The sequence below is a fragment of the Pararhodobacter zhoushanensis genome (assembly GCF_025949695.1).
Taxonomy (GTDB): domain Bacteria; phylum Pseudomonadota; class Alphaproteobacteria; order Rhodobacterales; family Rhodobacteraceae; genus Pararhodobacter; species Pararhodobacter zhoushanensis_A.
The window spans coordinates 850,001-874,635 of sequence record NZ_JAPDFL010000001.1; the positions used below are offsets into that span (position 1 = coordinate 850,001).

Genomic DNA, 24,635 nt, shown 5'->3' on the forward strand with positions numbered 1-24,635 from the left:
GGTTCCTGCTTAAAGCTAATCTGAGCAGGGTAAGCCGGCCCCTAAGGCGAGGCCGAAAGGCGTAGTCGATGGGAACCAGGTTAATATTCCTGGGCCGTGAGGTGGTGACGGATCTCGAAGGTTGTTCTTCCTTATCGGATTGGAAGGGCCGCTTAGAGGTTCCTGGAAATAGCCCCTCTATAAGACCGTACCCTAAACCGACACAGGTGGACTGGTAGAGAATACCAAGGCGCTTGAGAGAACCATGTTTAAGGAACTCGGCAAAATACCTCCGTAAGTTCGCGAGAAGGAGGCCCGGTTCGTACGCAAGTATGGGCCGGGGGCACAAACCAGGGGGTGGCGACTGTTTACTAAAAACACAGGGCTGTGCGAAGCCGTAAGGCGACGTATACAGTCTGACGCCTGCCCGGTGCTGGAAGGTTAAAAGGAGAGGTGCAAGCTTTGAATTGAAGCCCCAGTAAACGGCGGCCGTAACTATAACGGTCCTAAGGTAGCGAAATTCCTTGTCGGGTAAGTTCCGACCTGCACGAATGGCGTAACGACTTCCCCGCTGTCTCAAACATGGACTCAGCGAAATTGAATTGTGTGTCAAGATGCACACTACCCGCGGTTAGACGGAAAGACCCCATGCACCTTTACTCCAGCTTTGCACTGGCATCAGGATTGTGATGTGCAGGATAGGTGGTAGGCATCGATACCGGGACGCCAGTTCCGGTGGAGCCTCCCTTGAGATACCACCCTTCGCACTCTTGATGTCTAACCGCGGCCCGTCATCCGGGTCCGGGACCATGCATGGTGGGGAGTTTGACTGGGGCGGTCGCCTCCCAAACAGTAACGGAGGCGCGCGAAGGTTGGCTCAGACCGGTCGGAAATCGGTCGTTGAGTGCAATGGCATAAGCCAGCCTGACTGCAAGTCTGACACGACGAGCAGAGACGAAAGTCGGCCATAGTGATCCGGTGGTCCCACGTGGGTGGGCCATCGCTCAACGGATAAAAGGTACGCTGGGGATAACAGGCTGATGATGCCCAAGAGTCCATATCGACGGCATCGTTTGGCACCTCGATGTCGGCTCATCTCATCCTGGGGCTGAAGTCGGTCCCAAGGGTATGGCTGTTCGCCATTTAAAGAGGTACGTGAGCTGGGTTTAGAACGTCGTGAGACAGTTCGGTCCCTATCTGCCGTGGGTGTAGGAGACTTGAGAAGAGTTGCCCCTAGTACGAGAGGACCGGGGTGAACGGACCACTGGTGGACCAGTTATCGTGCCAACGGTAGTGCTGGGTAGCTATGTTCGGACAGGATAACCGCTGAAGGCATCTAAGCGGGAAGCCCCCTTCAAAACAAGGTCTCCCTTGAGAGCCGTGGTAGACCACCACGTCGATAGGCCGGAGATGTAAGTGCAGCAATGCATTCAGTTGACCGGTACTAATGGCTCGATTGGCTTGATCTGATCCAGTAAAAGCAAGACTGGATCAAAAGCTAAATAGACAAAAGACAGTTGCGTAAGCAGCCGATGGTTCTGTTTCTTCTCTGGTTTGGTGGCAATAGCGATGGCTAAACACCCGATCCCATCCCGAACTCGGCAGTTAAGGGTCGTCACGCCGATGGTACTGCGTCTTAAGACGTGGGAGAGTAGGTCACCGCCAAACCTGAAAAGAAACAGAAAAACAAAACTCTCATCAACGATACAATAAAACCACGAACAGACTTCCCCGGCGCGGGGTGGAGCAGCCCGGTAGCTCGTCAGGCTCATAACCTGAAGGTCGTAGGTTCAAATCCTACCCCCGCAACCAAAAACTTCCTTCAGTTACAGTTGGTTAAGCCCTGCGCTCTCGCGGGGCTTTCGCATGCACAAATCCAGGGGAAGCAAGGGGTCATCAAAACCGAGCTGGAACCAAGCGGCGCGGCGCATGCGCAACCACCAGGCGAACAATCCCCGAGCTCAAACCCAGCCATCCCCGGTCATCCCGTCACGGATGTCGCTGCGCGTGGCCGGTGCTGGCTGCCGGAGGGATACGATCCGGTGGCCGCAAGGCATTCACGAAATGTAAAATGTATTGACCCAAGATCTATCGGATCAACGAGGGACCCATGGACCGTGGACAGGCTCTTGAACACTCCGAACAGCTTTGTGCAGTCGGCTATGGATGGGGCGGCTTCGGGGTCCGTTGCGAACACCGAGGCTGGTGATATGCCGCCCGTGTTCCGGCATATCGTCGGGTGCGGCGACACCGGTGTTGCGTCATGACCGCCCGGCTGAAAATACGCGCGGCGGTGTTGATCTCTTTGGTCGTGGTCATGCTCGCCAGCCTGTATGTCCTGGAACTCAGGGGCAAAGTCGAAACCACGGAAACAGTCACCAGCGAAATCGCGGACGCCTTTCTGGGCCTTGAGCGTGCGATTGGTTATTCAGGGCTGATCCATTACTTCAAGAACGCAGTTCTGCGGCCGAATGAGCCTGTTTACCTTGATCTGGGGGCGCAAGCCTATGCCACCGCTATCGCCGAAATGGCGCGGGTGCAGACGCTTCTTCTACAGGCTGAGCTTACCCTTGATGCATCGGAAATTCGCACGACCATCGACGCCTATGGACACGCGCTTGATGCGATCCGTGCAGCGCATGCGGCCGGGACCGCGATCGCCGATGTTGATCGGCTGGTGCGCATCGATGACACGGGCGCGCAGTCAGCCCTGATCAGTCTGCACCGCGAGATCGACGGCCTTCTCCATCTGCGCCAACGCGCCGCCGCGCAGTTGCTGTCGATCGGACTGACTGCTCTCTTCCTGCTCATCTGTTCCCTGATTACAGCGATCATCTATCTGGGCTGGCAACGGGAACGAAAGCTTCTGCTTACCTACGAACGCCAACGCGTCGAATTGGCGCAAGAAAAGGCGCATGCGGAAGCGATTGGGACACTCTTGACCCGGCTCGAAACGGCGAACAAAGAGCAGGCAGAATTCACCTATGCGATGTCGCATGACCTGAAATCGCCCTCCAATACGATCAGAATGCTGATCGACGAGCTTGCCGAAATGGAAACCCTGACACCTGAGGGGCGGGAGATGCTGGCAGATATGCGGGCAACCAACCAGCGCATGTGCCGTCTGGTTGACGATGTCTTGAGATACTCGCAGATCGTGGATACGCCCATGACAGTGGAGACGGTCGATCTGACCGCCCTGATCAAAGAGGTCAAAGCCGATCTGGCCAGCGAGATTGCCCAGTCACGGGCAACGGTTTCGACCAGTGCGTTGCCAACCCTGATGGGCAACCAGATGCAACTGAGGATGCTGTTTCAGAACCTGATCTCCAACGCTGTCAAGTTTCGCGCGCCTGACCGACGACCGCTGATAGAGATCACATCAGAAAGGGCGCCAGACGGTCTGCAGATCGTCATCGCCGACAACGGTATCGGCATTCCCGAGACGTTTCGCGACCGGGTCTTCGGTCTGTTCCAGCGTCTGAATGCGCAGTCAGCCTATGACGGCACCGGTCTGGGTTTGACGATCTGCCAACGGGTTATGTCTAACCATCAGGGTCGGATCACCATTGGCCCGGGCATTGACGGTGGCACCGCCTTCGCCATGACCTTTCCGGAGACTTTGCTATGAGCGTTGTGATCAAACTTGCCCTTCTTGTCGATGATGAGGAAATCGATCAGCGGCAGTACAAAAGGGTGCTCACCCGGTCAGGTCTGATCGGTGAGATCATCAGCTTCACCTATGCTGATGACGCTCTGGCCTTTCTGAAAGAGAACCCGGACCTTGAGGTCGATGTGATTTTTCTGGACATCAACATGCCCCGCATGAACGGGTTTGAATTCATCGAAGCAGCGGTCAGCGGGATTGGCGAAAGGTTTGTCAAAGGGATTGTGGTGATGCTGACGACATCTCTGAACCCGGCTGACCGTGAGCGCGCTGCGACCTATGGCATCGTGAAGGATTTCATCACCAAACCGCTCACGATTGAGCACGTGCAGCGGGTCGCGCGGTTGATTGCAGACGGAAATTAGCGTTACCCGTCGGCTTATCCCCTGTGTGACTGTCCAAGGCGACGCGGATCTGAGGACCTGCCGCGGTGTTCCTGCCGCCACCCGGCTGGCGACGCTCGACCAGCACGGCGCGACGCCGAGGCGCATACGAAACGGCCCGACCTGGCTGGCATCAGTGGTGACCATGAGCGATCGCCCGTGGTCGCTGTCCCCGCCGCGATGGTTACGCCAGACGCAACCCTTGCAGGTCCATCGCGTCGGTCAGGTTGAACGCACCCATGCCGCCGTCGATGGCGATGTCGGCGCCTTTCAGCCAGTTGGCGGCAGGTGACAGCACAAAGGCGGCGATCTGGGCGATCTCTTCGGGCTTTCCGGCGCGGCCCGCGCGCTTGATGTTGCGATCCACCGCAGCGCCGAACGCACGCTGGAAATCGCCAAAGATGCCCGTCGCCGTGCCGCCCGGGCTGAGCGTGTTCATGCGCAGATCGCGTTGGATCATCGCTTCGGCCTCGGCCATCGTCCACAGGATGATCGCCTCTTTGGTCAGGTTGTAGCAGCGCGTCGCGTCGATCTGCTCGGCGGCGATGAAAGCAGCGAGCCCTTCGCACCCGCCCACCGCCGCAAGCCGTTTGACCTGCGCGACATTCTCGCGCCAGTGCGCGCCTGCTCGACTGGCCATGTTGACCACCGAACCACCGGCCCGCAACCGGGGTAGCAGGGCCTGCGTAAAGGCGCGGGTGCCGAGGAAATTCACCTGCAGGATCGTCTCTTCCAGCCCGGCGCGCGGGGGCAGACCGGCGTTGTTGCAAAGCCCGTCCAGCGGCTCGTCAACCTGCGCCGCAGCGGCGGTGATCGATGCCGCGTCATTCAGGTCCAGCGCGATGAAACGGTCCAGATTGGCCTGCGCTTCATGGATGTCGAACCCGATCACGCGGTGACCCTGTTCTTTAAGGATGCGCGCCAGTTCCGCGCCGATCCCGCTTGCCACGCCGGTAACGGCATACGTTCGCTGTGTCATGTCAACTCCTCCCGCAACAGGGGCGATCCATGGCGCAGGCTGGTGATCACGAACAGTCTTGAAAAAACGTGACGTATAAGTTCTGAGTATCACCATGAAGGTTCAGCACATACAGGTTCTTGTGGCCATCGCCGAGCATGGCAGCCTGCGCGCGGCGGCCAAAGCGCTGGGAAAATCGCAACCCGGTCTGACCCAGGCCCTGCGTCAGGCCGAGGATGAGCTGGGCCTGCCGATCTTCATGCGCACCTCGCGCGGGGTGGTGCTGACGCCGATTGGCGAGCGTGTGCTGCTGCGGGCGCGCACAATCACCTCGGAAATCAACCGGCTGGACGAAGAGGTCAGCCAGCTGCGCGGCGAGCTGACCGGCGCGGTGCATGTCTGCGTCTCGCCCTTCGCCGCCGCGCGGATCATGCCCCGCGCGCTGGCCGCGTTTCGCAAGACCCACCCGACTATCGACGTGCATCTGTCCAGCGGGCTGTTCCCCGGCGCGCTCAAACCCCTGCGCGAGGGCAGCACCGATATCGTCATCGGCCCCGCTCCGCCCGCCGATCTTGCGCGCGAGATCGCGGTGGAGTTCCTGATGGAGGGGCCGATCCACATCATCACCGCGTCGGAGTCGCCGTTGCTCAAGGCGCGTTCGCTGGGCGAGCTGGAGCAGGCGCAATGGATCATGATCGGCGCACCCGGCGGTCCGGGGGACATTTTCAGCAAGCCGTTTCTGGACCACGGCTTTACGCCGCCGCATGCCACGACTACGTCGGAATCCTATTACGGCGCGCTGTCGCTGGTCGAGAGTCTGGGCGCGGTCTGCACCTTTCCCGCGCTGCTGCTCGACGACGTGCAGAAGACATGGCGCATCGCGCCGATCCCGATCCGTGAGACCATCGAGCCGCTGCGCATCTCGCTGATGACCCGCGCCGGTCACCCGCTGACCCCCGCCGCCGACGCGCTGGCGATGTGTATCCGGCGCCGCGTGACCTCGCTGTAAGTGATACATCCTGCCTATCGCGATTTATAAAATAGCGCTGCTCATTATCGCGGCGCGGCGCTAGGAACGGCTCAGTAGCTTGGCTACCGGCCCGTGGGAGGACCTGATGACACTGAAAAAACCATTCGTGGCAACGCTGTTTGCCGCCGCCGCTTTTGCCTCGCCGGTGATCGCGGAAACCGATCTGACCTTTAACCTGTTCATTCCGCAAAACCATTTCGCCTGGCCTGTGTTCGAGGCCTGGGCGGCGGACATTGCCGCCGCAACCGATGGTGAGGTCCGCATCACCTTTCCACCGCAATCCGTCGCCCCGCCGCCGGGCATCGTCGATGCCGTGCGCAATGGTGTGGCCGACGGCGGATTCATCTTTAACGGCTTTCTCGCCCAATCCGCGCCGGGCACCATGCTGACGCAGATGCCCTTCATCGACCTTGGCAATTCCGAGGCGATGTCGGTGGCGTTCTGGGAGAGCTATCAGGAATTCTTCGCCGGGGTCGAACAGATCCGGGGCGTCGAGCTGGTCTCGGGCTTCCATCTGGGGCCGACGTACCTGTGCTCGACCACCGACACGCCGATCACCACGCTTGAGGATCTGCGCAGCCGCCGCATCTGGGCGCTGCCCGGCACGATTGCCGATACCTTCGCCGCGATGGATCTGGCGATCACCGCCTCGCCTGCGGTCAATCTGCAAGAGCTGGTCTCGCGCAATACGGTCGATGCGCATTACGGGCAGACGATGGAAACCACGATTGCTTTCGGGATCGGGCCTTACACCAAATCCTGCGTCGAGATGTCGCCGCATATGCTGTCGGCCAGTTTCTCGATCTTCTTCAACCAGCGCGTCTGGGACCGGCTGCCGGAAGACTACCGCGCAGTGATCACCGAGTACTCCGGCGCGGCGCTTGCCCGCCGTCTGGGCGCCGCGACTGACGTGGCCGATGACGAGGCCCGCGCGCAGCTTGAGGCGATGGGCGTGACCTTTGCGCCGGTCGATCCCGACCTGCTGGCCGCGATGCACGACGCCTCGGATGGGGTGGCCCAGCTTTGGGTCGACCAGATCGACGCGGCCTATGGTCTGGACGGCCGCGCGATCATCGACGCGACCCGCGCCCGCGTGGCGGCAGCCTCGCAGCCGTGACAGCGGACAGGGGCGGCGCGATGGCGCGCCGCCTCGACTGCCACCGGGAGGGACGCATGAGACCTATCCAGAAACTGACGATCCTGCTGGGCGGGGTCTGTCTGACCGCCATGGCGCTGATCACCTGCGCCGAAGTCGTGATGCGCTATGCCTTCAGCCATCCGATCTTTGGCTCGGCCGAGATGGTCCAGATGGTGCTGGGCATTCTGGTCTTTGCCGGGATGTTCACCGTGGCGCGCGAGCGGTCACATGTGACGGTTTCGTTGTTCGAGCCGTTCTTCCTGCGCCACATCCCGCGGCTTTATCGCTTCGTTTTCAACGCGATGAGCCTGCTCGGCGTCAGTGCGATTGCTGTCATTCTGGGCTGGCGCGTGTGGGATCTGCTGTCTTACCCCGAATCGACGGTCGTCCTGCGCCTGCCGATGCTGTGGATCGTCGGCGGCATGACGCTGCTGGCGGCCCTCGCGATCCTTGCCGCGCTGGCGGCGATGCGCGCGCCCCAAGAACCCCGGGAATAGAGCCATGACCCTGACCCTGATCGGTTTCGCGATCCTGCTGTTTCTGGCCTTTGTCGGCGTGCCGCTGGCCTTTGCCACGCTCGCCGTGGGGTTCTTTGGCCTGATGTATCTGCGCGGCTTCGACGCGGCCTTTGCCGCCTCGTCGCAGTGGATCGTGGACACCTCGACCAACTACAATTTCTCGATCATCCCGCTGTTTGTCTTCATGGGCGCGCTGATCCACCGATCCGGCATCAGCAACGACCTGTATGCCGCCTCCTACGCGTGGCTCGGGCGTTTTCGCGGCGGGCTGGCGCTGGCGGGCGTGCTGTCGTGCGCCGGGTTCGCGGCGGTCTGTGGCTCGTCGCTGGCCACGGCGGCCACGATGACCCGCGTAGCCGTGCCGTCGATGCGCAAGTTCAAGTATAATGAGGGCTTCTCGGCCGGGACCATCGCCGCCGGGGGCACGTTGGGGATCATGATCCCGCCCTCGGTTCCCTTGGCGATCTATGGCATCGTGGCGGGTGAAGACATCGGCCAGTTGTTCATCGCGGGCATTTTGCCGGGGCTGATGCTGGTTGTCCTGTTCATGGCGGCTGTGCTGATCGTCACCGCCATCCGCCCCGACTTCGGCCCCAAGGGCCGCGCGATGGGCCTGATCGAGACGCTGCGCGCCTCGTATTCCACATGGCCGGTGATCATCCTTTTTGGCATCGTGCTGCTCGGCATCTACGCGGGCATCTTCACCCCGACCGAGGCCGCCGGTGTCGGCTGCGCCGGGGCCTTCATCATGGGCGTGATGCGCGGGCATTTCAGGGACCGCGCCAGCATCTTCGGCGTGATCGAGGAAACCGTGAGCACCACGGCGATGATCTTCGCGATTGTCTTCGCCGCGCTGATCCTTGCGCAATTCGTCAACCTGACCGGCATGCCGTACGAGCTTCGCGCGCTGGTGCTGGACATGGGGTTGGGGCCGATCGGCCTGGTCCTGATGATCTGCGCGATCTGCGTGCTGCTGGGCACGGTGTTTGAATCCATCGGCATCCTGTTGCTGATCATCCCGGTCTTTCTGCCGTCGCTGGAATCGCTGGGCGTGAACCTGATCTGGTTCGGCATTCTGGTGATCATCGTGATCGAGCTGGGCCTGATCACGCCGCCCATCGGCATGAACGTCTTCACCGTCAAATCCGTCGCCCCCGAGATCCCGCTAAGCGCGATCTTCCTGGGCGTGACCCCCTATATCGTCGCCATGGTTTTGGGCGGCGTGCTGATCCTTCTCATCCCGCAGATCGCCACGCTTCTGCCGGACGCGATGCGCTAAGAAAGAGCCTGACCATGACCGACTGCATCGAAACCCATCTCTACATTGATGGGGCGGCTTGCCCTGCCTCGGATGGTGGCAGCTATGAGATCCATAACCCCGCGCGCCCCTCGGAACTGGTCGGTCGCGCCGCCGCTGGCACGGTTGCAGATGTCGACCGGGCAGTGCGTGCCGCGCATGCCGCCTTTCCGGCATGGGCCGCGCTGAGTTATGACGAGCGTGCCGTGATCCTGCGCAAGGTTGCCGCTGCGCTGACCGAAGACAGCGCCCTTGTCGATGCCCGCGCGCGTCTGTTCACCCGCGAGCACGGCAAGATCCTGCGCGAGACGCATCTGGAGATCAGCCGACTGGGCGAGCGTTTCGTGCAATCGGCGGACTATGCCGAACGGCTGGCACGCGACGAGATCATCCGCGCACCGCGCAACGACACCATCGTCACGCGCCAGCCGCGCGGCGTGGCGGCCCTGGTGGTGCCGTGGAACTGGCCGCTGGCCATTCTGGGCGCGAAGCTGCCGCAGGCGCTGATGGCGGGCAATACCGTGGTGGTCAAACCCTCGGCCAACTCCGCGCTGGCCCCGACGATCAGCCTGCACCGCATCGCCGAACTGCTGCCGCCGGGTGTGGTGAATATCGTGACCGGCTCAGCCGGGCGGATCGGCGACGCGCTGATCGGGCACCCGCTGGTGCGCTACGTGAACTTCACCGGCTCGGTCGATGTGGGCCGTCATGTGATGAAGGTCGCCGCCGAGAATATCACCCCCGTCACACTGGAACTGGGCGGAAATGACGCCGGGCTGATCCTGAGCGACGCGGCGCTGTCACGCGACACGTTCGACAGCCTCTACCGCGCCGCGTTCATGTCGACGGGCCAGATCTGCTATGCGCTCAAGCGGCTCTACGTCCACCGCTCGCGCTTTGACGAGGTGGTCGACGGGCTGCGCGCCGTCGTCGATGCGCAGGTCGTCGGCGACGGGCTGTTGCCCGAAACGACCATGGGTCCGATGAACAACGCCAAGCAGCTCAAGACCGTCACCGACATGATCGGCGAAGCGCGCGCGCGGGGTGCCCGCGTGCTGGAGCTGGGCCAGGTCCCTGACGCTGAGCTTTACGCGCAGGGCTATTTCCAGCGCCCGACGCTGGTGGTAGGGGCCGATCCGACCCTGTCAGTGGTGCGCGAAGAGCAATTCGGCCCGGTGCTGCCGATCCTGACGTTTGACAGTGAAGACGAAGCCGTGGCGCTGGCCAATGATGACCAGTTCGGGCTGGCCTCGTCTGTATGGTCCGCCGATACCGGGCGCGCCATTGCCATGGCCCGGCGGATCGAGGCTGGCTACACCTTCATCAACGCGCATGGCCCGTCGGCCAATGACGGCAACGCGCCCTTCGGCGGGTTCAAGAAATCCGGCATCGGGCGCAATTTCGGTTATGAGGGCGTCACCCAGTTTCAGGGCTTCCACTCGATTGCCGGAGCGTCGGGGTTGCTGGACTGATGCGCCGCCAAGACCACTGACACAGCGGCCCGGCGTGGTCGGGCCGCAAGCCGGTCAGGTCGGTTGCAGGATATCGCCAAAGGCCGCGTAATCGGCGGCGTAATAGGCGTTGAGGCGGTCGATCTGGGCCGGGGTCAGGTCTTTCTTGCGCAGCTTTGGTCCACCGGTCTGCAATCGCGGCAAGGGCACAGTGGTTTCGGTCAGCGCCTGCATATCGGCCTCAAGCTGCTTGAGTTCCGAAAAATCATAAACCCGGTTGAAGTAGCCCGGATCGGTTCCCAGAAACGTCACCATCGGCAGCGTGTGGTGGTCGATGACGGGCACCGTCCGCACGTAGTCTTCCAGCCGGTCAATGAACAGGCCAAGATCAGGATCGGGCGCCAGATCGGCCTTGGCCAGTTTGCCGCCGCATTTTTCCTTAGACAGTTCGCGGTGGTGAACCACGCGGTTGGAATAGGCCGACAGGAAGCGGGTGATCGGATCCCGGATGATGGTGATCTTGTGCAGCGGCGCCAGCTCTTCATGCGGCAGCTCGTCAAAGTGGATCGAGCTGTAAAGGTTGTGCACGAAGACGGTCTTGCCGTTCGGCCGGGTCCACGGCTTGAAAGGCTCGCCGGTCTTCATTTCGTGCAGCATGTTCTTGATCGACGTGCAGGCGACCTTGGGAACCGAGAAATAGGCCAGATTATTGCGGCGGATGATCAACGGCATGGTCGTTTTCCTGCTTTGCAAAGACGGATCGCGCGGGCGATCTGCGTAACCGGACCGACCCGCATGGCAGTCCGGGCGGCGATCATGCGTCGTCTTCTTTCAGATGCGTCAGTTCGCGGCTCATCACAGCGTCGACACGGTCAAGATCAAACGGCTCGCCAAGGAAATCATACATCGGCTTCAGCTTGGTGTGATCGCTGACGTAGTCATTGTAATGGATGTGCAGGCACCGTTCGGGGTGGCGCGTCCGGTATTGTGCAAAGGCAGCTTCGGCCTTGGCCAGCCGGGCCTTGACCTTGTCCGGGTCCATCGTGGCCCACCACCCCGAGCGCGCCACCTCGTCATGGTCGCGTGTGTTGAAGATAAAGCGGCTGTTCTTAAGGAAGCCGGCCAGGAAGTTCAGCGAAATGGGCAGCGGCGTGCCTTCGTTGGCCCAGCGGATTTCCTTGAACCCGGCGACACGGGTGCCCGGCGGCGGCGACAGGATTTCACGCGAAAAAACCTGAGCCAGCGACCGGCCATAGCGCGTCGCATTGATCTTTTCGCCGCCATACCACGGATGCTCGGGCGAGGTTTCGACGCCGTTGCGCGCGAGGTTGTTGAGGATGGTGTTGCCCTGCACTTCGTGCCACGAGCGCGCCATCAGACCCAGCGTGTTGTTGTTTTCGCCCCGGATGCAATAGCCGGGGATAGCGTTGAGCAGGTTCTGCACCAAGGTTGAGCCTGACCGGCCATAGGTGACAACAAAGACGTGCCCCTCGATCCCGGCCGGTTTCGGTTTGGACTCTGTCACGTCGTGGGAACCTTGATCTTTCTACACACTTCGTCACGAATAGCGTGCTACCCAGAAGGGGACAACCAATTCCTGCTCAGGCTCCGCTGTTGTGAAATGCCGCTGAGAGGGCTTTACAGTCGCGTCCGCGCGCGGGAACAAGATGCATGAATGGCACCGCTACTCCTCTGATTTCGGTCATCGTGCCGGTGTTCGACGTCGCGGCGCAGATCGGCGCGGCCATGGCCAGTCTGCTGGGCCAGACGCTGACCGATTTCGAAGTGATCGTGATTGACGACGGCTCGACCGACGGGTCGGGCGCGGTGGCCGAGGCCGCGGTGGCTGGCGATGCGCGGTTTCGCTTCATCCGTCAGGCCAATCGCGGGCTTTCCGGCGCGCGCAACGCCGGGCTGGCGCTGGCGCGTGGGGCGTTTGTCGCGTTTCTGGACGGTGACGACGCGTTTGAGCCGGGTTTTCTGGCCGACCTGCACGCCGCGATCGAGCGTGAGAGCACCGACTGGGCCGCCTGTGCCGTGTTGCTGACCTATCCCGACGAAAGCGAGAGCACGCATCCCGCGATCCACGCCAGCACCGGGCCGGAAGCGGCGCGGACCATCGCGCTGACCGATGCCCGAGAAGTTGCGCGGCAGTTTCCGTCGGCGTGGAACAAGCTCTATCGCCGGGCGCTGTTCGACGGGCTGGCCTATCCCGAGGGCAGCTGGTTCGAAGATCACGAGGTGTTCTGGGCGCTTGCCGCGCGGGCCCCGGCGCTGGCCTATGTGCCCGAGCCGCTGTACCGCCACCGTCGCGAGCGGGCAGGTCAGATCACCGGCGCCGACAGCGACCGGGTGTTCGAGCAACTCAGGGTGCTGGATCGCCTGTATCCGTTGATCATGGCCAGCGGCATGACCAACCCGCACGAGGGCTACGCAAGGCTGGCGACGCGGCTGGTGCATGAACGCGCGCTGGCGCTGCGCGACCGCCGGCGACGCGCGCAGTTTCTGACCGGCGTTGTGGCGTTGTTCGAGCGGCTGGGGGTGCTCTGGTCGCCAGACTGGGATCCTGAGATCAGCCGGGGTCTGGGATTGGCACTGGCCGGAGAGAGGCCGCTGTCGGTGGTCCTGTTGGGGGACGCGCAGGCCGCCCTGCCGGGCGTGCTGGCGCAGACAATGGCGGATTTCGAGCTTGTGGTGGTGGGTCGCACGCTGCCCGCCGGGCTGCCGCCGGACCTGCCGGTGCAGCATCTGCAAGCGCCGGTAACGCTGGCTGCGCTTGCCGACACGCTGCAAGGCCGTTGGGTGCTGCTGCTGGGCGCGGGCGAGACGCTGTTGCCGGACGGCGCGATGCGGCTGGTCAATCTTGGCGAGGCCAGCAAGGCTCGGCTGGCGATGGGCGGGTTTGAGCGCTCAACGCAGGGCTATCACGACGGCTGGACCGACAACACGCGGGCCGGGGCTGATCTGGATGCGCTGCCGGTACACGGCGGTCTGATCCCGATGGGCGCGCGCCCGGCGCTGTTCTTGTATCCGTTGCTGGCCAATCGCGTGATCCGGCGCGATCTTCTGGCCGGCATGCAACCGGATCTGAGTGTCCCGGCGGGCATTGCCGCCGTGCAGGCCGTGGTCCTGTCCAGCGCTCTGGCGGCGCACAAGGCGGGCTATACACGGCTGGCCGTCGCGGGTGCACCGGATCGCCCCGTCGCTGTGCCGGGCTTGCTGCGCGCCCGCCGCCAGATCGCCGCGTTCCCCGACGAGCCTGCGCTGCCGCGCGGCTGGCGGGCGGTGTTGTTTCTGCGGCTGGTGCGTTTGCGCCGGGGCTGGGGTGTCTTGCGCTGGCCGCTGGCGCTGGCCCTTGCCCTGTTCGCACGATGGCTATCCGCTGAGCAGGATGCCCGCGCCGACCCTGAAACGCCCCGCTGGGTGCACGCAGCTCTGCGGCTCTTTCGGCGCGCCCGGTGACGTGCCGTTGCAACGCCGGGGGTGACAGGCGATAAGCAGGCTTTGTGACTCCGATTTGAGCAAGGACTGTTATGTTCCCGTTCCGAACCGCTCAAGGTGCCCGGTTTCAGTGTTTCGCTGATTTTTCGATGGCCGCGGTCCTGAACCTCAACTTCTATGACGAACAGCGCCAGACGATTCCGTTTCACCTGTCGATCCGGGCCACGGAAAAGCTGATCGTGGTCAACCGCCGCGATGCGGCGGGGTGGCGGCGTGAGGTGGCGCTGCCGTGGCGGTTTGCCCCGCGACCCCTGAGCGTGGATCTGCATTTTTCGGCCGGGCGTGTCGAGGTCAAGGTCGACCACACACTGGTGGGCATTTTTGATGCGCTGCCCCGGCCTGACCGGACGGGGCGGCTGTTTTTGCGTCGGGGCTTTCCCGCGCTGAAGCAGATCGCGTGGGTGGAAACCGCTGGTGCGCTGGCCCAGGACAGTGTGCGCCTTGTCGAGCTCAAGCGCAGCGGCGATGCGCAGCCGGGCGTGCATCTGAGCGAGGCGTTCGAGGTTCTTCTGCGCGGCCTGCCCGCTACCCATGCTGCCGCCGGAACCCTGCGCGTTTCCGGTTTCCCCGAGGATATTCCCGCCGTCTTGCGCAGACTGCCCTTTCCGATGCGCAGCGGTCAGCCGGAATACGCGCTGGCGGCTGTCCTGCCCGGCCGCGTCTGGGACGGCGGGGCCGAGGCGCTGGATCTGGTCTTGAGCGATGCCACCGGGCGCGCGCTGGGTACGCTTGCGCTGGACCGCGCGCAGGTCGCCGCCCGGATCGAGGCACTGGCGCAGTCAGGCGGCTTTGCTCTGGACGACCGGGCGGCGTTGCAGGCGATCGAACACGCGCGCCACGCAGGGGTGCTGGCGCAGCTCACGCCAAGTGCGCGCGCGGCGTTGGGCGCTGCTGCGGACCTGTTCGGGCTGAGCCGCTATCTGGCCGAGGGGCGCGCCGAGGGCGCGGCGGAGACGGTGCTGATCCCACCGTCCGAGGAACCGGATGATCCGACGCCCTTGATCGCCGATCGCTTCGGCGCGCAGATGCGTGGCGCGCCTGACAGTGACCCGCTTGCCCTGCTGCGCACCGAGCTTGCGGCCCTGCCACACGCGGGCCCGCTGCGCACTGCGCTGATTACGCGGGTGACCGAATGGTTCTGCCTGCAGGGCCGCGTTCGCGATTTGATGGCCCTGCGCCGTGAACTGGCCGTGCCGCTGCCTACCCGTGCTGCTGACGGGGATTTGTGGACCCTGTCGATTCAGCTGCCGCTCGATTACGCCGAAGGGCAGTTTGACCGGGTGTCTAAAGCGTTATGGCAACTTGCGCCGGTCAAGCCCGCGTGGATCTCGACCCCCGCGATTGGCTGGGTTCTGGAACAGGCGGCCGTCTCGGCGCCCGATCTGGACGGCAACCTGCCGCTGGACGAGGCGCGCGACTACATCATCAGTGCAGCGCTGGATCTGATTGACAGCCGCGCGAGCGACTATTGGGACCGGACTGAGTGCCGGTGCCTGATGCGCGGCACGGTGGCGGTCTTGGTCGCCTTGGATAGCCTGCCCGACTGGCTGGCGGATCGGGCTGTTGCCGCCGCGGCGCGTGTCTATGGTCTTAGCCCGACGTTCTGGGCGCAGATTGCCGCTGCGCAGGCGCTGTCAGCCTGGGTGTTGCCGACCGAATTGCGCACGCTGCAGGACGCCTTCGCGCAGCTCAGTACCCTGATCGAGCAGGGGGCACAGACCAAACCCGAGGGTCGCCGCGCGCTGAGCCTCAGTCTCGCGCTGTTCCGGCAATTCGGCGCGCGCGATTTGGTGCGGTTTCGCCGGGACCTGTTCGGGCCGGGCGGCGTGTCCGGGGACGATCCGGCAGGTGTGCAGGCGGCGCTGGTCGAAGGATTGGATCCTGCCGAGTCTGCGCTGCGGGCGCTGGCCTTTCCCGGCGCTGTCCCGCCCGAAGACCCGGCGGTGCTGATCCACGCCCGAAAGGGGTTGCTGGCGGCCAATCCCGAGCTGGTGCGCGCACCCTTCGGGGCACAGCGTGCCGCGCTGCGTGCGGCAGCACGCCGGTTGCTTGCCGGACCTGCGCAGCCCGTAGTTCTGGCGCAGATCACGACCGGGCTGAGCGCACTGGGCGGGGTGAAGGGCGATTTTCTGGGTCTGACTCTGGGCTTGTCGCTGGCGCGTGGTCTGCTGGCGCAAGAGCGCACAGCCGAGGCGCAGGCGCTGCTTGAGAGGGTCGAGGCGCTGGCGGAAACGCTGGCCAGGCACGAGGAACGGGCGGCTCTGGCGACGCAGGCCGCGCCGCGACAGGCGCTGCAAAGCCTGCTGCACGCGCAGGGTGCGCACCCGGCCGTGGCGCGGATCGCCGCCGTGCTTGACCCACTGCTGGGGCCGGACCTGTCGGTCCCGCGCGACGACCGCACCGCCGATCTTTGGGCGCAGGCGGATCCGGTGCAGGATACGCTTTTGTGCCTGTATACCTGCCAGCCCAACCTGAGCACCCGCGTGCAGACAATCCGCGAAACGTGGTTGCCGCTGCTCGCCGGGATGGGCGTGCCGGCGCTGATCTTTGTCGGTGGCGGCGACGGGCGACGGGACGGGGACGTGGTCTTTCTGGATGCGCCCGACGATTACGAAGGCCTGCCGCAGAAGTCGCTGGCGATGGCGCGCTGGGTGCGTGACCACACGCGCTTTGCGCATCTGGTCAAGGTCGATGACGATTGCTTTCTGGACCCGGCAGCATGGTTCGGGGATCTGGCGCATCGGGGGGTGGACTATTATGGCCGCCGTCTGACGCGTGTGCGCGGTCAGATGGACCGCAGCTGGCACATGCCCAAGTCGCGCAGCGCGCGCGGGCGGCTTGAACTGGACAAGTCACCCGAACCGTCGGTCTATGCCGATGGCGGCTCGGGCTATGCCTTGTCACGGCGCGCCATGGATTGTCTGGTCTCCGCAGCGGCCAGCCCCGGGGGACAAGAGCTGATCCACCTGTCCTTTATGGAGGACAAGCTGGTCGGCGATCTGCTGGCCAAGAGCGATATCTGGGTCGATGGCACCGACTACCGGGTCAGCGTCTTGCGGCGAACGAAGCCGGGCGGGCCCTTGGTCGCGGCGTGGGAGAACGGCTTTCTGCCCTTCGCCGGCGGTGGGGTGAAGCTGGCGCATCTGGACGGGCACGAGCGCATGGCCGAGGTGCTGGCCGGGTTGTCCGACCCCTTGCCGCGACCGTCCAAGATCTGGCCCAGCTTTCAGCCGGTGCGGCTGGGCGGGCGGTCGAACACGCTGGATCTGATCTCGTCTGCTGCGCAGTTGCGCGCGGTGAACGCGGCCCCGGTCGCCGTTGTCGCCTGTCTGCGCAACGAGATGTTCATGTTGCCCCGGTTCTTCGACCACTACCGCGCGCTGGGTGTGCAAGGGTTCCTGATGGCCGACAACGGCTCGGATGACGGGACGTTTGAGTATCTGGCCGAGCAACCCGATGTGGCGCTGTTTTCGGTCGATACCCCCTACAACCAGTCGCATTACGGCGTGGCGTGGCAACAGGCGCTGATGGCCAACTTCCGTTCAGGCCGTTGGTCGCTGATGGCAGATGCCGATGAGTTGTTGCTGTGGAACGCCGATCTGACCGGCAGCCTGCCGGATCTGGTTGAAAGCGAGGATTTCGCCGGGGCCGATGCGGCGCGGATCTTCATGCTGGACATGTATCCCCAAGGCTCTCTGGCGCAGGCCGATTTCGTCAGCGACACGCCCTTTGCGCAGGCCGGTTTCGTGGACCGTGACCCGTTTCTGGCCGCGTCAGCCGCGCGCGGGCCATATTCGGATTCGCCGATCTGGACCAGTGCCCTGCGTCACCGGCTGATGCCCGGCTCTCGCGCCGAGCTGTTCGTTGCGCAAAAGATCGCGTTGCTGAAATACCGGCCGTGGATGCGGCTGTCGGCGGGGCTGCATTTTGTGGCGGACACAAAGCTGGCGCGGCGCGCGCTGATCTTTGCGCATTTCAAATACAACGCGGCGTTCCGCGCCAAGGCGCTGGCTGAAGTTGCCCGCCGCCAGCATTTCAACAACGCCGAGGAATACCGCAAGTATCTGGCGCTGGTGTCCGAAGGACGCGACGTGATCTATGATCCAGACGTCTCGGTGCCGTGGGATCAGGCCGAATTCGTGCGCCGCGTGTGTGCCGGGGGCGGGCTGTCGGGCGATTGACGCGGTCCGAACAGCGTTGCCAGTTCGGGAAAGTAGCGCTGGCGCAGCAGCTCGTTGCTCTCGGCATTCCGGGCGCGGATGCGGGCGCGCTGGGCCTCGCTCAGGCGCACACGTGTGCCGGGCTGCGGCAGGCGACGGCGCATCAGGCGGACCAGCAGAAAGAACAGCGGGTTCGCCGCGCCGTTGCGCAGCATCATCGGCACCCGGCGGTTCAGGTCGCGGTACAGCGCGATCTCTTCGACGCTCAGCGATTCATTCTTGCGCGGCGGGGTTTGAAGCGGCGCGCGGTTCACGCCGGTCTGGGCGCAGAAGTCATCAAGCAGGTCGCGGTTCGGCATCAGCGCCGGATCGAACAGACGCACCGTCAGGTTTTCGCGCCCGACAGCATCGCTCCACATCTGCACCCGGCGGTTGAAGTTCATCTTGCCGATCATGTCGTCGATATGCTCATCGAGCGTCAGCATCTCACCGCGGCGGATGTTCTCGGAATAGGTCGAGAGCATGAAATCTTCCTGACTGCGGTAATAGACGACATAGCGGACGTCGCCGAAAATGCCGCGCAGAAACGTGTGCAGCGCCGTGATCCGCGCCGGGTTATAGCACCACGCGTGGATCTGTTCGCTCGAGGCCAGAAAGGTATGCTCGGGCCATTCCGCAACGCCCGCACGCAGCCGCGCCTCAAGACGGTCGACAAAGGCAGTCTGACTTTCCCGGCCCCGCACCCCGATCGCGTAGCGCTTGCCCTTCACGTCCAATATGTCCCCGGCGCGCACGATGGCGGCAAGGCCCAGCTCCATCTGCGCGATGTTGCGCGGCGTGAACGGCTCGAACCGGATCCCCTGCGAGGACAGGGCGGACCGGTTCAGGTTCAGAAAAGACTGGATCGTGGTCGTGCCGGTCTTCTGCGTGCCGATGTGGATAATGGCTTTCATGGCGTCTCGCGGTAGATCTTGACCAGCGCCTCGATATGCTCGGGCAGGCTGACCGGTGCCATGGCATTGGCCCAGTACTGCGCCGGCAATGTGCTGCCGTCCAGAATTCGCTCAAGGACGTGACGGAACGAGTCGCTGTCATCGGCGCGGAACACCAGATCATTGCAGCGCCCCAGCTCCTGCGCGCCGCCCCGATCCGAGGTGATCAGCGGGATATGGCGGGCGTGCATTTCGATGGCGACCTGCGGCAGGTTATCTTCCCACACGGGTGGCACCACGCCCAGATCGACATCGGCCAGCAGCGTCGGCAGCGTGTCGTGGGTATAGCCGTTCTGATGGTGCACAGCGCCCAGATGACCGCGCAGGGCACTCAGCAGCGCCATGGCTTCGGCATCGCCGGATTTGGCGGCGACGGTCAGATGAACCCGCTTGGCCAGCGCCTCGGGCAGCGAGGCGAGCGCGCGCATCAGGAAATGATAGCCCTTGTCGCGCCGCATATAGCCCAGATAGGCCAGCCGGATCGTGCCATCGGTGCGCAGAAAGGCCGGGCGCGGTTTGCTGTAGTGCCATTCGCCCGCCTCGGCCGAGCCGATGTAGAGCGTGCTCAGCCGCGAGGTATGCACGCCGTGCTTCAGGGCGATCTGGCGCACCCGGTCAGACACCGCCAGCACCGAGTCGCAATGCGCGTTGATCAACGCCACCATCCGCGCGCGGCGGCGGGCAAAGGCCGCGGCCAAGGGGGCGGCGGCCGCAGGCGGCTGCGGGCGCGGTTCTGCGGGGGCGTGATGTGTCCCGGCAGCGGCGATCGGGGGCACATTGGCAGAGGCGGGCGACAGGGCGGCGGGTTCGGCCATTGTGACCAGTGCCGTCTCAAGCGCGGCATTGCGGCGCATATGGCGCGCGCGCAACACGCGGCGCAGGCCACGCCATGCTGCGCCCATCACCGGGCGAAAGAAGCGTTCATAAAAACCGGTTCCCGGCCCCAGCCGCCAGCGCGACAAGGACCAGGCCATGGCATAGGCGGCCCGGATCGAGCGCGGTTCGGGCTGGGCGGGCAGGCATCGGGTGCAATTGGTCCCGCCGTGAAAATCGGTGCAGGTCTCCCGCTCGGCGAACCACAGGTTCACTTGCGGACAGAACGGATAATAGTTGTGCAGCGACAGCACGAAGCGGGTGCCGGGCCAGCGCTTTTTCAGGCTGAGCACATTGGCGGGCAGCCCTTCGAGGTTGTTGAAATGGATCACATCCCACGGGCCGGTCCGCTCGACGAATTCGGCAAAGGCGGCCTCGGTTTCGGCATGGTCAAGCTGCGCCGCGCCCGCGAAATCGGCGTGCGAGGGCGCGACCAGACCCGAATTTACCAGCGCATAGCGCGGGCTTTCCCCGCGCGCCAGCGTGATGACATGCGGCTTTCGCCGCAGCAGCGTGTGCGCCAGACCCGATGACAGGAACGCGGTTTCCACGCCGTCGACCTTGGACAAGCCCTTGATGATGTTGCGCTGATAGACGCTGACGCCGCCGCCGCGCTGCTCTGGGTCGCGGTGATCGGCCCAGTTGTAAAAAAGAACTCTCACGCCTCGTCGTCCGGCTTCGCAGGGGCACCGGTGCCGGCGGCCTCTGCCTTGTCCAAGCGCTTTTCCAGCAGGTTGAGTCGCAACGCCTGCCGCAACTGGATTGTCCGCATCTGCGCCAGTTCGAAGCTCAGCACAGCGACCGTCTGTTCCAGCTGGCGTTCCGTTGCGTCCTGCGGTGCGGGCAGGGCGGCGCGCAGCGCCTGCGTATCCAACCCTTCCGCCCCCGGCAGGGCGGCCAGCGCATCAATAGCGGCCTCGGCGCGCTGGCGGATGCTGTCGAAACCGGGCGCATCGGTCAGGGCGTCGGTCGCGGCCTCGGCGTCCAGACTGGCTTGGGCGCGGTCAATCACCTGCCGGGCCATGTCCGCCGACAGGCCGGAGCGGTTGAGCGCCCGGCGAATGCCCAGAAGGCGGTCATCCATGCGCGGATTGGGATCGCGAGAGCCAGTAACCGCCGCCAGCGGCAGGCCATGACCCAGACCGGCGAGGAAATCCTCAAACAGCCCGTCGCCGACGCGCAGCGATGTCTCGAAGCTTCGCAGCACAATGGCCTCGGGGCCGAAGATCTCGATCCACGGTTTGAGCGCCAGTGCGTAATCCCAGTGCACCGCCTCCATCCGCGCGCGCACGGCGGCGTCAAAGCTGCCGACATCGACGCCCATCTTGACCAGTTGGTTGTACCAGCTTTTCAGGTGCTCTTGCGGGGGGCGAAGATAGACGACAACCCGAAAGCGCAGATCGCGCGCGGTGTCGATCTGTGCACGCAACAGCGCGGTAGCGGCCGGATGGGCGCCCAGACGGATGAATTCTTCCGAGGAGACCAGCATCGACGCGCCTTCGGGCAGGGCACGGGTGGCAGTGAACAGCTCTTGCCACAACTCCTGCGCCGAGTGCTTGTTGCGGAAGTCATGCATCAGCTCGGTAACGCCCGCCGCCCGCAGCAATGAAAACGCCAGCGCCGAATGCTTGGAAAACTTGACCGGCGCTTCGGCGTAGTTCAGCCCCTGCTGCGCCAGCAGCACACGGTTGCTTTCCAGAAAAATCTGCAGCGCCGTGGTCCCGGTCTTGTAGTGGCCGATATGCAGGATCAGTTCGCGTGCGGTGCTCATCGGTCCCGTTGCTTTGCTCCGGTCAGGCATTGTTCAAGGGTGCGGCCATGTTCCGCTTGTGATGCTCTATCGCCTCGTCGAGGTCGGTAAAATAGGCAAGCGAGCCGTTCTCAAGCACGATGGCGGCATCGCAGAACGAGCGCAGCTCTTCGAGGTTGTGGTTCACCAATATAGCACTGGATCGCTTCATCCGGTCGCGAAACAGCGCCTGACTTTTGCTGCGGAACCGTTGGTCGCCGACGGCGGTCACTTCGTCGACAAGATAGGTGTCGAACGGGATGCCCATCGAGATGCCAAAGGTCAGGCGCGATCGCATGCCCGAGGAATACGTGCGCAGCGGCATGTGAAAGTGTCGCCCGATTTCAGCGAAATCCTGCACAAAGTCCATCAGCTCGTCGGTGTCAACGCCATACACCCGGGCCAGAAACCGGGTGTTCTGTGCGCCGGTCAGGTCGCGGTGAAAGCTGCCGCCAAAGCCGACCGGCCACGAGATGCTGCCGTCGCTCCAGACATCGCCACGGTCGGGCTGCATGGTGCCGGCGATCAGCTCGAGCAAGGTGGACTTGCCCGCGCCGTTGCCGCCCAGCAGCGCCAGCGACTTGCCGGTCGGCAATGTCAGGTTGAGGTTTCGGATCACGGGCGAATACTCGCCGCGGACCCAAAATCCCTTTGTCAGGTGGTCGAACTGGATCATCGGGACGCCGCCTCGTTAACCCCGGTCGCGAAGGCTGTAGTAGATCAGCGCCAGGGCCGACCAGATCAGCCCGGCAAAGATCAGGGTCAGCAACACCAGCAGCGACCGCTGCGGATACTCTGCCCGTTGCGCCAGCGTCGGTTGCACATAGGTTGCCAGATACAGGCTCTGGCGCTGGGCGGTCGACCGTGCGGCATCAAGCGCGGTCAGAGCGGCGGTATAGGTACGCTCGGCGAATTCCTGATTGACCGTCAGGCTTTCAAACTGGGCGATCAGACGCGGATAATCGGTATCAAAGACAGTCACGTCCTGTGTGGCAAAGTTGCGCCGTTCTTCGCCGATGCGCTGGCGGATCACTTCGATGCGGCGCTCGGCCTGACGCACGCGCGGGTCGCTTTCGGCGGTGGTCTGCAACAGCAGGTCATAGTCAACGAGCGCCGTCGCCAGCGACTCCTGCAGCCCGTTGATCACGCCCATCCGTCCAGCGATATCGGCCTGCGGGTCGACAATCTGCGTGCGGGCGCGAAAACTGGCGATGTCTTCACGCGCGCTGCGCAGGCGCGCCAGCGCGGCCTCAAGATCGGCCTCGGCGTTGGACATCGCGTCCGAGCGCGCCTGTTCGTTCAGCGCGTTGATCATCTGTTCGCTCTCGCTGACGATGATCCGCGCGATACGCTGCGCCATTTCGGCGGTATGCGCTTTGACCTGAACATCCATCAGGCCCGAGTTCATGTCATACGAGATGACAACCATCCGTTGCCAGAACCACAGCAGATCCTCGATCGTGGCATCGGGCCACAGGGAAAACAGCGGGTCCGAGTCCCAGTTTTGCGAATAGAGCGACCGAATATCGACCTGTTCCTGCACGCGTTCGACCAGTTGCTGGCTCTGGATATAGGCGTACAGGACATGGGTATTCGACGACGAGCCGCCGCCGACGATCGCGCTCAATCCCCCCAGCATTTCCGTTGCCGACGCGGATTCGTCGCTGCGCACGGTAAAGCCGGTGGTCGAGGCGTATTGGTCCTGCGCCAGAACGTACAGATAGGCCGTTGCCAGCGTGACCGGCAGCACGACCATCATGACGAACGACAAAAAGAGCCCCCGATGGCGCCGCCGGATCCGAGCGGGCGCGGCGACGGGGCGCACCCGTATTTCGCCGGTGGGCTCGCTCTGGTCCGTGTCATTGTCCCCCGACAGCGCCGAGGCAGCGCGGGCCTTGCGCGCCGCCTGTCGTTCCGCTTGTCGCGCCTGCTGGGGGGTGCCGGGGTTCAGTTGCCGCTTGCCCCTTGCGGGTGTGTCGTCGTTCACGCGGCTCTCCAAAGGTTATTTGCCTTGTCGGCGTGATTTCTACATAGTCCCCGCGCCAAAGGCCAGAAAAAGGACGTACAGGTGGCGAGCGACATTTCAGGGCCACGTCTGCCAACCGGGCGCATTCCGGACGTGGCGTTGTCACGCAATTTCCGGTCGGTGCGCACGATTACGGCGCTGGTCCTGCGCGAGATGACGACGCGCTTTGGTCGCACACCCGGTGGCTTTGCGTGGGCCATCATGCAGCCGCTGGCGACGATCATCATTCTGGGTATGGCGTTTTCCCTGATCGCCCGGTCGCCTTCCCTGGGGACCAGCTTCATCTTCTTCAAGGCGACGGGGATCATGCCCTTCACCATGTTCAGGAGCAACTCAGGCATGATCGCGAAGAGCCTGAGCTATTCCAAGGCCTTGCTCTCTTATCCCGGTGTGACGTGGATGGATGCCGTGCTGGCGCGCCTGATCCTGAACACGCTGGTTACCGTTGCGGTTACGGTTCTGATCCTGACCGGCATCATCCTCTATGAAGGCCTGACGCTGATCATTGACTGGCCGATGGCCATCCTGTCGATGGCGCTGTCAGCGCTGCTTGGGTTCGGCATCGGTGTGCTGAACTGCTACCTGTTCGAACGCGTCGTGATCTGGTCGAATATCTGGGGCATCATGTCAGCGCCCCTGATGATCATTTCGGGCGTCATTCTGCTGTACGAGGATCTGCCCAGCGAAGCGCAGACCTATATGTGGTACAATCCGCTCATTCACATCACCGGCATGATGCGCGAGGCGTTCTATTCCACGTATCAGCCCAACTACATTTCGGTCACCTATGTGGTGCTCTTTTCGCTGATTCCGCTGGTCGTGGGTCTGCTGCTGCTGCGCAAGCATCACCTCTATCTGCTCAACCGCTGACGC

At 63.6% G+C, this 24,635-nt stretch carries 18 protein-coding genes, 1 tRNA gene and 2 rRNA genes (1 of these 21 cut by a window edge); 13 read left to right on the forward strand and 8 right to left on the reverse strand.

Annotated features, from left to right (window positions below; translation table 11 throughout):
- The 5 genes from OKW52_RS04240 to OKW52_RS04260 form a co-directional block, all read left to right on the forward strand.
- Positions 1 to 1,448 (forward strand): 23S ribosomal RNA (locus OKW52_RS04240); it begins 1,383 nt to the left of the window's first position.
- 84 nt (positions 1,449 to 1,532) lie between these two features.
- A 5S ribosomal RNA gene (gene rrf, locus OKW52_RS04245) occupies positions 1,533 to 1,647 on the forward strand.
- A gap of 67 nt (positions 1,648 to 1,714) precedes the next feature.
- A tRNA-Met gene (locus tag OKW52_RS04250) sits at positions 1,715 to 1,791 on the forward strand.
- A 451-nt stretch (positions 1,792 to 2,242) separates the two neighbouring features.
- On the forward strand, positions 2,243 to 3,610 hold the full coding sequence (locus OKW52_RS04255; protein ID WP_264504600.1) for a sensor histidine kinase: 1,368 nt from the start codon (positions 2,243 to 2,245) through the stop codon (positions 3,608 to 3,610).
- Positions 3,607 to 4,011: a response regulator gene (locus OKW52_RS04260; protein WP_264504601.1), complete on the forward strand. Its 405-nt coding sequence runs from the start codon at positions 3,607 to 3,609 to the stop codon at positions 4,009 to 4,011. Before OKW52_RS04255 ends, OKW52_RS04260 begins: the two co-directional genes overlap by 4 nt.
- Before the next feature lie 202 nt (positions 4,012 to 4,213).
- Here OKW52_RS04260 and OKW52_RS04265 read toward each other — a convergent pair whose 3' ends face one another.
- On the reverse strand, positions 4,214 to 5,008 hold the full coding sequence (locus tag OKW52_RS04265) for a coniferyl-alcohol dehydrogenase (protein ID WP_264504602.1): 795 nt from the start codon (positions 5,006 to 5,008) through the stop codon (positions 4,214 to 4,216).
- A 94-nt stretch (positions 5,009 to 5,102) separates the two neighbouring features.
- Between OKW52_RS04265 and OKW52_RS04270 the strand changes: the two genes are divergently transcribed.
- The 5 genes from OKW52_RS04270 to OKW52_RS04290 all read left to right on the forward strand — a co-directional run bounded on the left by OKW52_RS04270 (position 5,103) and on the right by OKW52_RS04290 (position 10,442).
- The gene (locus tag OKW52_RS04270; RefSeq protein WP_264504603.1) at positions 5,103 to 5,996 is read left to right on the forward strand and encodes a LysR family transcriptional regulator; all 894 of its coding nucleotides are present in this window, start codon (positions 5,103 to 5,105) and stop codon (positions 5,994 to 5,996) included.
- Between the two features lie 106 nt (positions 5,997 to 6,102).
- Positions 6,103 to 7,134, forward strand: a complete 1,032-nt coding sequence (dctP, locus tag OKW52_RS04275) for a TRAP transporter substrate-binding protein DctP (RefSeq protein WP_264504604.1) — start codon at positions 6,103 to 6,105, stop codon at positions 7,132 to 7,134.
- Between the two features lie 56 nt (positions 7,135 to 7,190).
- Positions 7,191 to 7,652: a TRAP transporter small permease gene (locus OKW52_RS04280; RefSeq protein WP_264504605.1), complete on the forward strand. Its 462-nt coding sequence runs from the start codon at positions 7,191 to 7,193 to the stop codon at positions 7,650 to 7,652.
- A gap of 4 nt (positions 7,653 to 7,656) precedes the next feature.
- The gene (locus tag OKW52_RS04285) at positions 7,657 to 8,952 is read left to right on the forward strand and encodes a TRAP transporter large permease (RefSeq protein WP_264504606.1); all 1,296 of its coding nucleotides are present in this window, start codon (positions 7,657 to 7,659) and stop codon (positions 8,950 to 8,952) included.
- Positions 8,953 to 8,966: 14 nt separating this feature from the next.
- Complete coding sequence (locus tag OKW52_RS04290) at positions 8,967 to 10,442, forward strand: aldehyde dehydrogenase family protein (RefSeq protein WP_264504607.1); 1,476 nt, start codon at positions 8,967 to 8,969, stop codon at positions 10,440 to 10,442.
- A gap of 54 nt (positions 10,443 to 10,496) precedes the next feature.
- Here OKW52_RS04290 and OKW52_RS04295 read toward each other — a convergent pair whose 3' ends face one another.
- Both OKW52_RS04295 and OKW52_RS04300 read right to left on the reverse strand, forming a co-directional pair.
- The gene (locus tag OKW52_RS04295) at positions 10,497 to 11,153 is read right to left on the reverse strand and encodes a sulfotransferase family protein (RefSeq protein ID WP_264504608.1); all 657 of its coding nucleotides are present in this window, start codon (positions 11,151 to 11,153) and stop codon (positions 10,497 to 10,499) included.
- A gap of 82 nt (positions 11,154 to 11,235) precedes the next feature.
- Positions 11,236 to 11,946, reverse strand: a complete 711-nt coding sequence (locus tag OKW52_RS04300; protein ID WP_264504609.1) for a sulfotransferase — start codon at positions 11,944 to 11,946, stop codon at positions 11,236 to 11,238.
- 146 nt (positions 11,947 to 12,092) lie between these two features.
- Between OKW52_RS04300 and OKW52_RS04305 the strand changes: the two genes are divergently transcribed.
- The gene (locus OKW52_RS04305) at positions 12,093 to 13,883 is read left to right on the forward strand and encodes a glycosyltransferase family 2 protein (protein WP_264504610.1); all 1,791 of its coding nucleotides are present in this window, start codon (positions 12,093 to 12,095) and stop codon (positions 13,881 to 13,883) included.
- A 128-nt stretch (positions 13,884 to 14,011) separates the two neighbouring features.
- Positions 14,012 to 18,103: a glycosyltransferase family 2 protein gene (locus tag OKW52_RS04310; protein ID WP_264504611.1), complete on the forward strand. Its 4,092-nt coding sequence runs from the start codon at positions 14,012 to 14,014 to the stop codon at positions 18,101 to 18,103.
- Here the strand turns inward: OKW52_RS04310 and OKW52_RS04315 are convergent.
- The 5 genes from OKW52_RS04315 to OKW52_RS04335 are packed head-to-tail and all read right to left on the reverse strand — an operon-like array spanning position 18,049 to position 23,723.
- On the reverse strand, positions 18,049 to 19,035 hold the full coding sequence (locus OKW52_RS04315; RefSeq protein ID WP_264504612.1) for a hypothetical protein: 987 nt from the start codon (positions 19,033 to 19,035) through the stop codon (positions 18,049 to 18,051). The two genes, OKW52_RS04310 and OKW52_RS04315, sit on opposite strands and share 55 nt — an antisense overlap.
- Positions 19,032 to 20,609, reverse strand: a complete 1,578-nt coding sequence (locus OKW52_RS04320) for a glycosyltransferase (protein ID WP_264504613.1) — start codon at positions 20,607 to 20,609, stop codon at positions 19,032 to 19,034. The genes OKW52_RS04315 and OKW52_RS04320 overlap by 4 nt, the downstream gene beginning before the upstream one ends.
- Positions 20,606 to 21,718 carry a hypothetical protein gene (locus tag OKW52_RS04325; RefSeq protein WP_264504614.1) on the reverse strand — a complete coding sequence of 371 codons (1,113 nt, stop codon included), beginning with the start codon at positions 21,716 to 21,718 and terminating at the stop codon, positions 20,606 to 20,608. The genes OKW52_RS04320 and OKW52_RS04325 overlap by 4 nt, the downstream gene beginning before the upstream one ends.
- Before the next feature lie 22 nt (positions 21,719 to 21,740).
- Positions 21,741 to 22,412, reverse strand: coding sequence for an ABC transporter ATP-binding protein (locus tag OKW52_RS04330; RefSeq protein WP_264504615.1), 672 nt, complete (start codon positions 22,410 to 22,412; stop codon positions 21,741 to 21,743).
- 15 nt (positions 22,413 to 22,427) lie between these two features.
- Positions 22,428 to 23,723, reverse strand: coding sequence for a sugar transporter (locus OKW52_RS04335; protein WP_264504616.1), 1,296 nt, complete (start codon positions 23,721 to 23,723; stop codon positions 22,428 to 22,430).
- Between the two features lie 81 nt (positions 23,724 to 23,804).
- Between OKW52_RS04335 and OKW52_RS04340 the strand changes: the two genes are divergently transcribed.
- Complete coding sequence (locus OKW52_RS04340; RefSeq protein WP_264504617.1) at positions 23,805 to 24,632, forward strand: ABC transporter permease; 828 nt, start codon at positions 23,805 to 23,807, stop codon at positions 24,630 to 24,632.
- The last annotated feature ends 3 nt before the right edge of the window (positions 24,633 to 24,635 follow it).

What these genes read in the sequence shown, in the direction of transcription:
- OKW52_RS04255 (WP_264504600.1), top strand. Translation starts at nt 2,243, where the DNA reads ATGACCGCCCGGCTGAAAATACGCGCGGCGGTGTTGATCTCTTTGGTC.
- OKW52_RS04260 (WP_264504601.1), top strand. Translation starts at nt 3,607, where the DNA reads ATGAGCGTTGTGATCAAACTTGCCCTTCTTGTCGATGATGAGGAAATC.
- OKW52_RS04265 (WP_264504602.1), bottom strand. Translation starts at nt 5,008, where the DNA reads ATGACACAGCGAACGTATGCCGTTACCGGCGTGGCAAGCGGGATCGGC.
- OKW52_RS04270 (WP_264504603.1), top strand. Translation starts at nt 5,103, where the DNA reads ATGAAGGTTCAGCACATACAGGTTCTTGTGGCCATCGCCGAGCATGGC.
- dctP (WP_264504604.1), top strand. Translation starts at nt 6,103, where the DNA reads ATGACACTGAAAAAACCATTCGTGGCAACGCTGTTTGCCGCCGCCGCT.
- OKW52_RS04280 (WP_264504605.1), top strand. Translation starts at nt 7,191, where the DNA reads ATGAGACCTATCCAGAAACTGACGATCCTGCTGGGCGGGGTCTGTCTG.
- OKW52_RS04285 (WP_264504606.1), top strand. Translation starts at nt 7,657, where the DNA reads ATGACCCTGACCCTGATCGGTTTCGCGATCCTGCTGTTTCTGGCCTTT.
- OKW52_RS04290 (WP_264504607.1), top strand. Translation starts at nt 8,967, where the DNA reads ATGACCGACTGCATCGAAACCCATCTCTACATTGATGGGGCGGCTTGC.
- OKW52_RS04295 (WP_264504608.1), bottom strand. Translation starts at nt 11,153, where the DNA reads ATGCCGTTGATCATCCGCCGCAATAATCTGGCCTATTTCTCGGTTCCC.
- OKW52_RS04305 (WP_264504610.1), top strand. Translation starts at nt 12,093, where the DNA reads ATGAATGGCACCGCTACTCCTCTGATTTCGGTCATCGTGCCGGTGTTC.
- OKW52_RS04310 (WP_264504611.1), top strand. Translation starts at nt 14,012, where the DNA reads ATGGCCGCGGTCCTGAACCTCAACTTCTATGACGAACAGCGCCAGACG.
- OKW52_RS04315 (WP_264504612.1), bottom strand. Translation starts at nt 19,035, where the DNA reads ATGAAAGCCATTATCCACATCGGCACGCAGAAGACCGGCACGACCACG.
- OKW52_RS04325 (WP_264504614.1), bottom strand. Translation starts at nt 21,718, where the DNA reads ATGAGCACCGCACGCGAACTGATCCTGCATATCGGCCACTACAAGACC.
- OKW52_RS04330 (WP_264504615.1), bottom strand. Translation starts at nt 22,412, where the DNA reads ATGATCCAGTTCGACCACCTGACAAAGGGATTTTGGGTCCGCGGCGAG.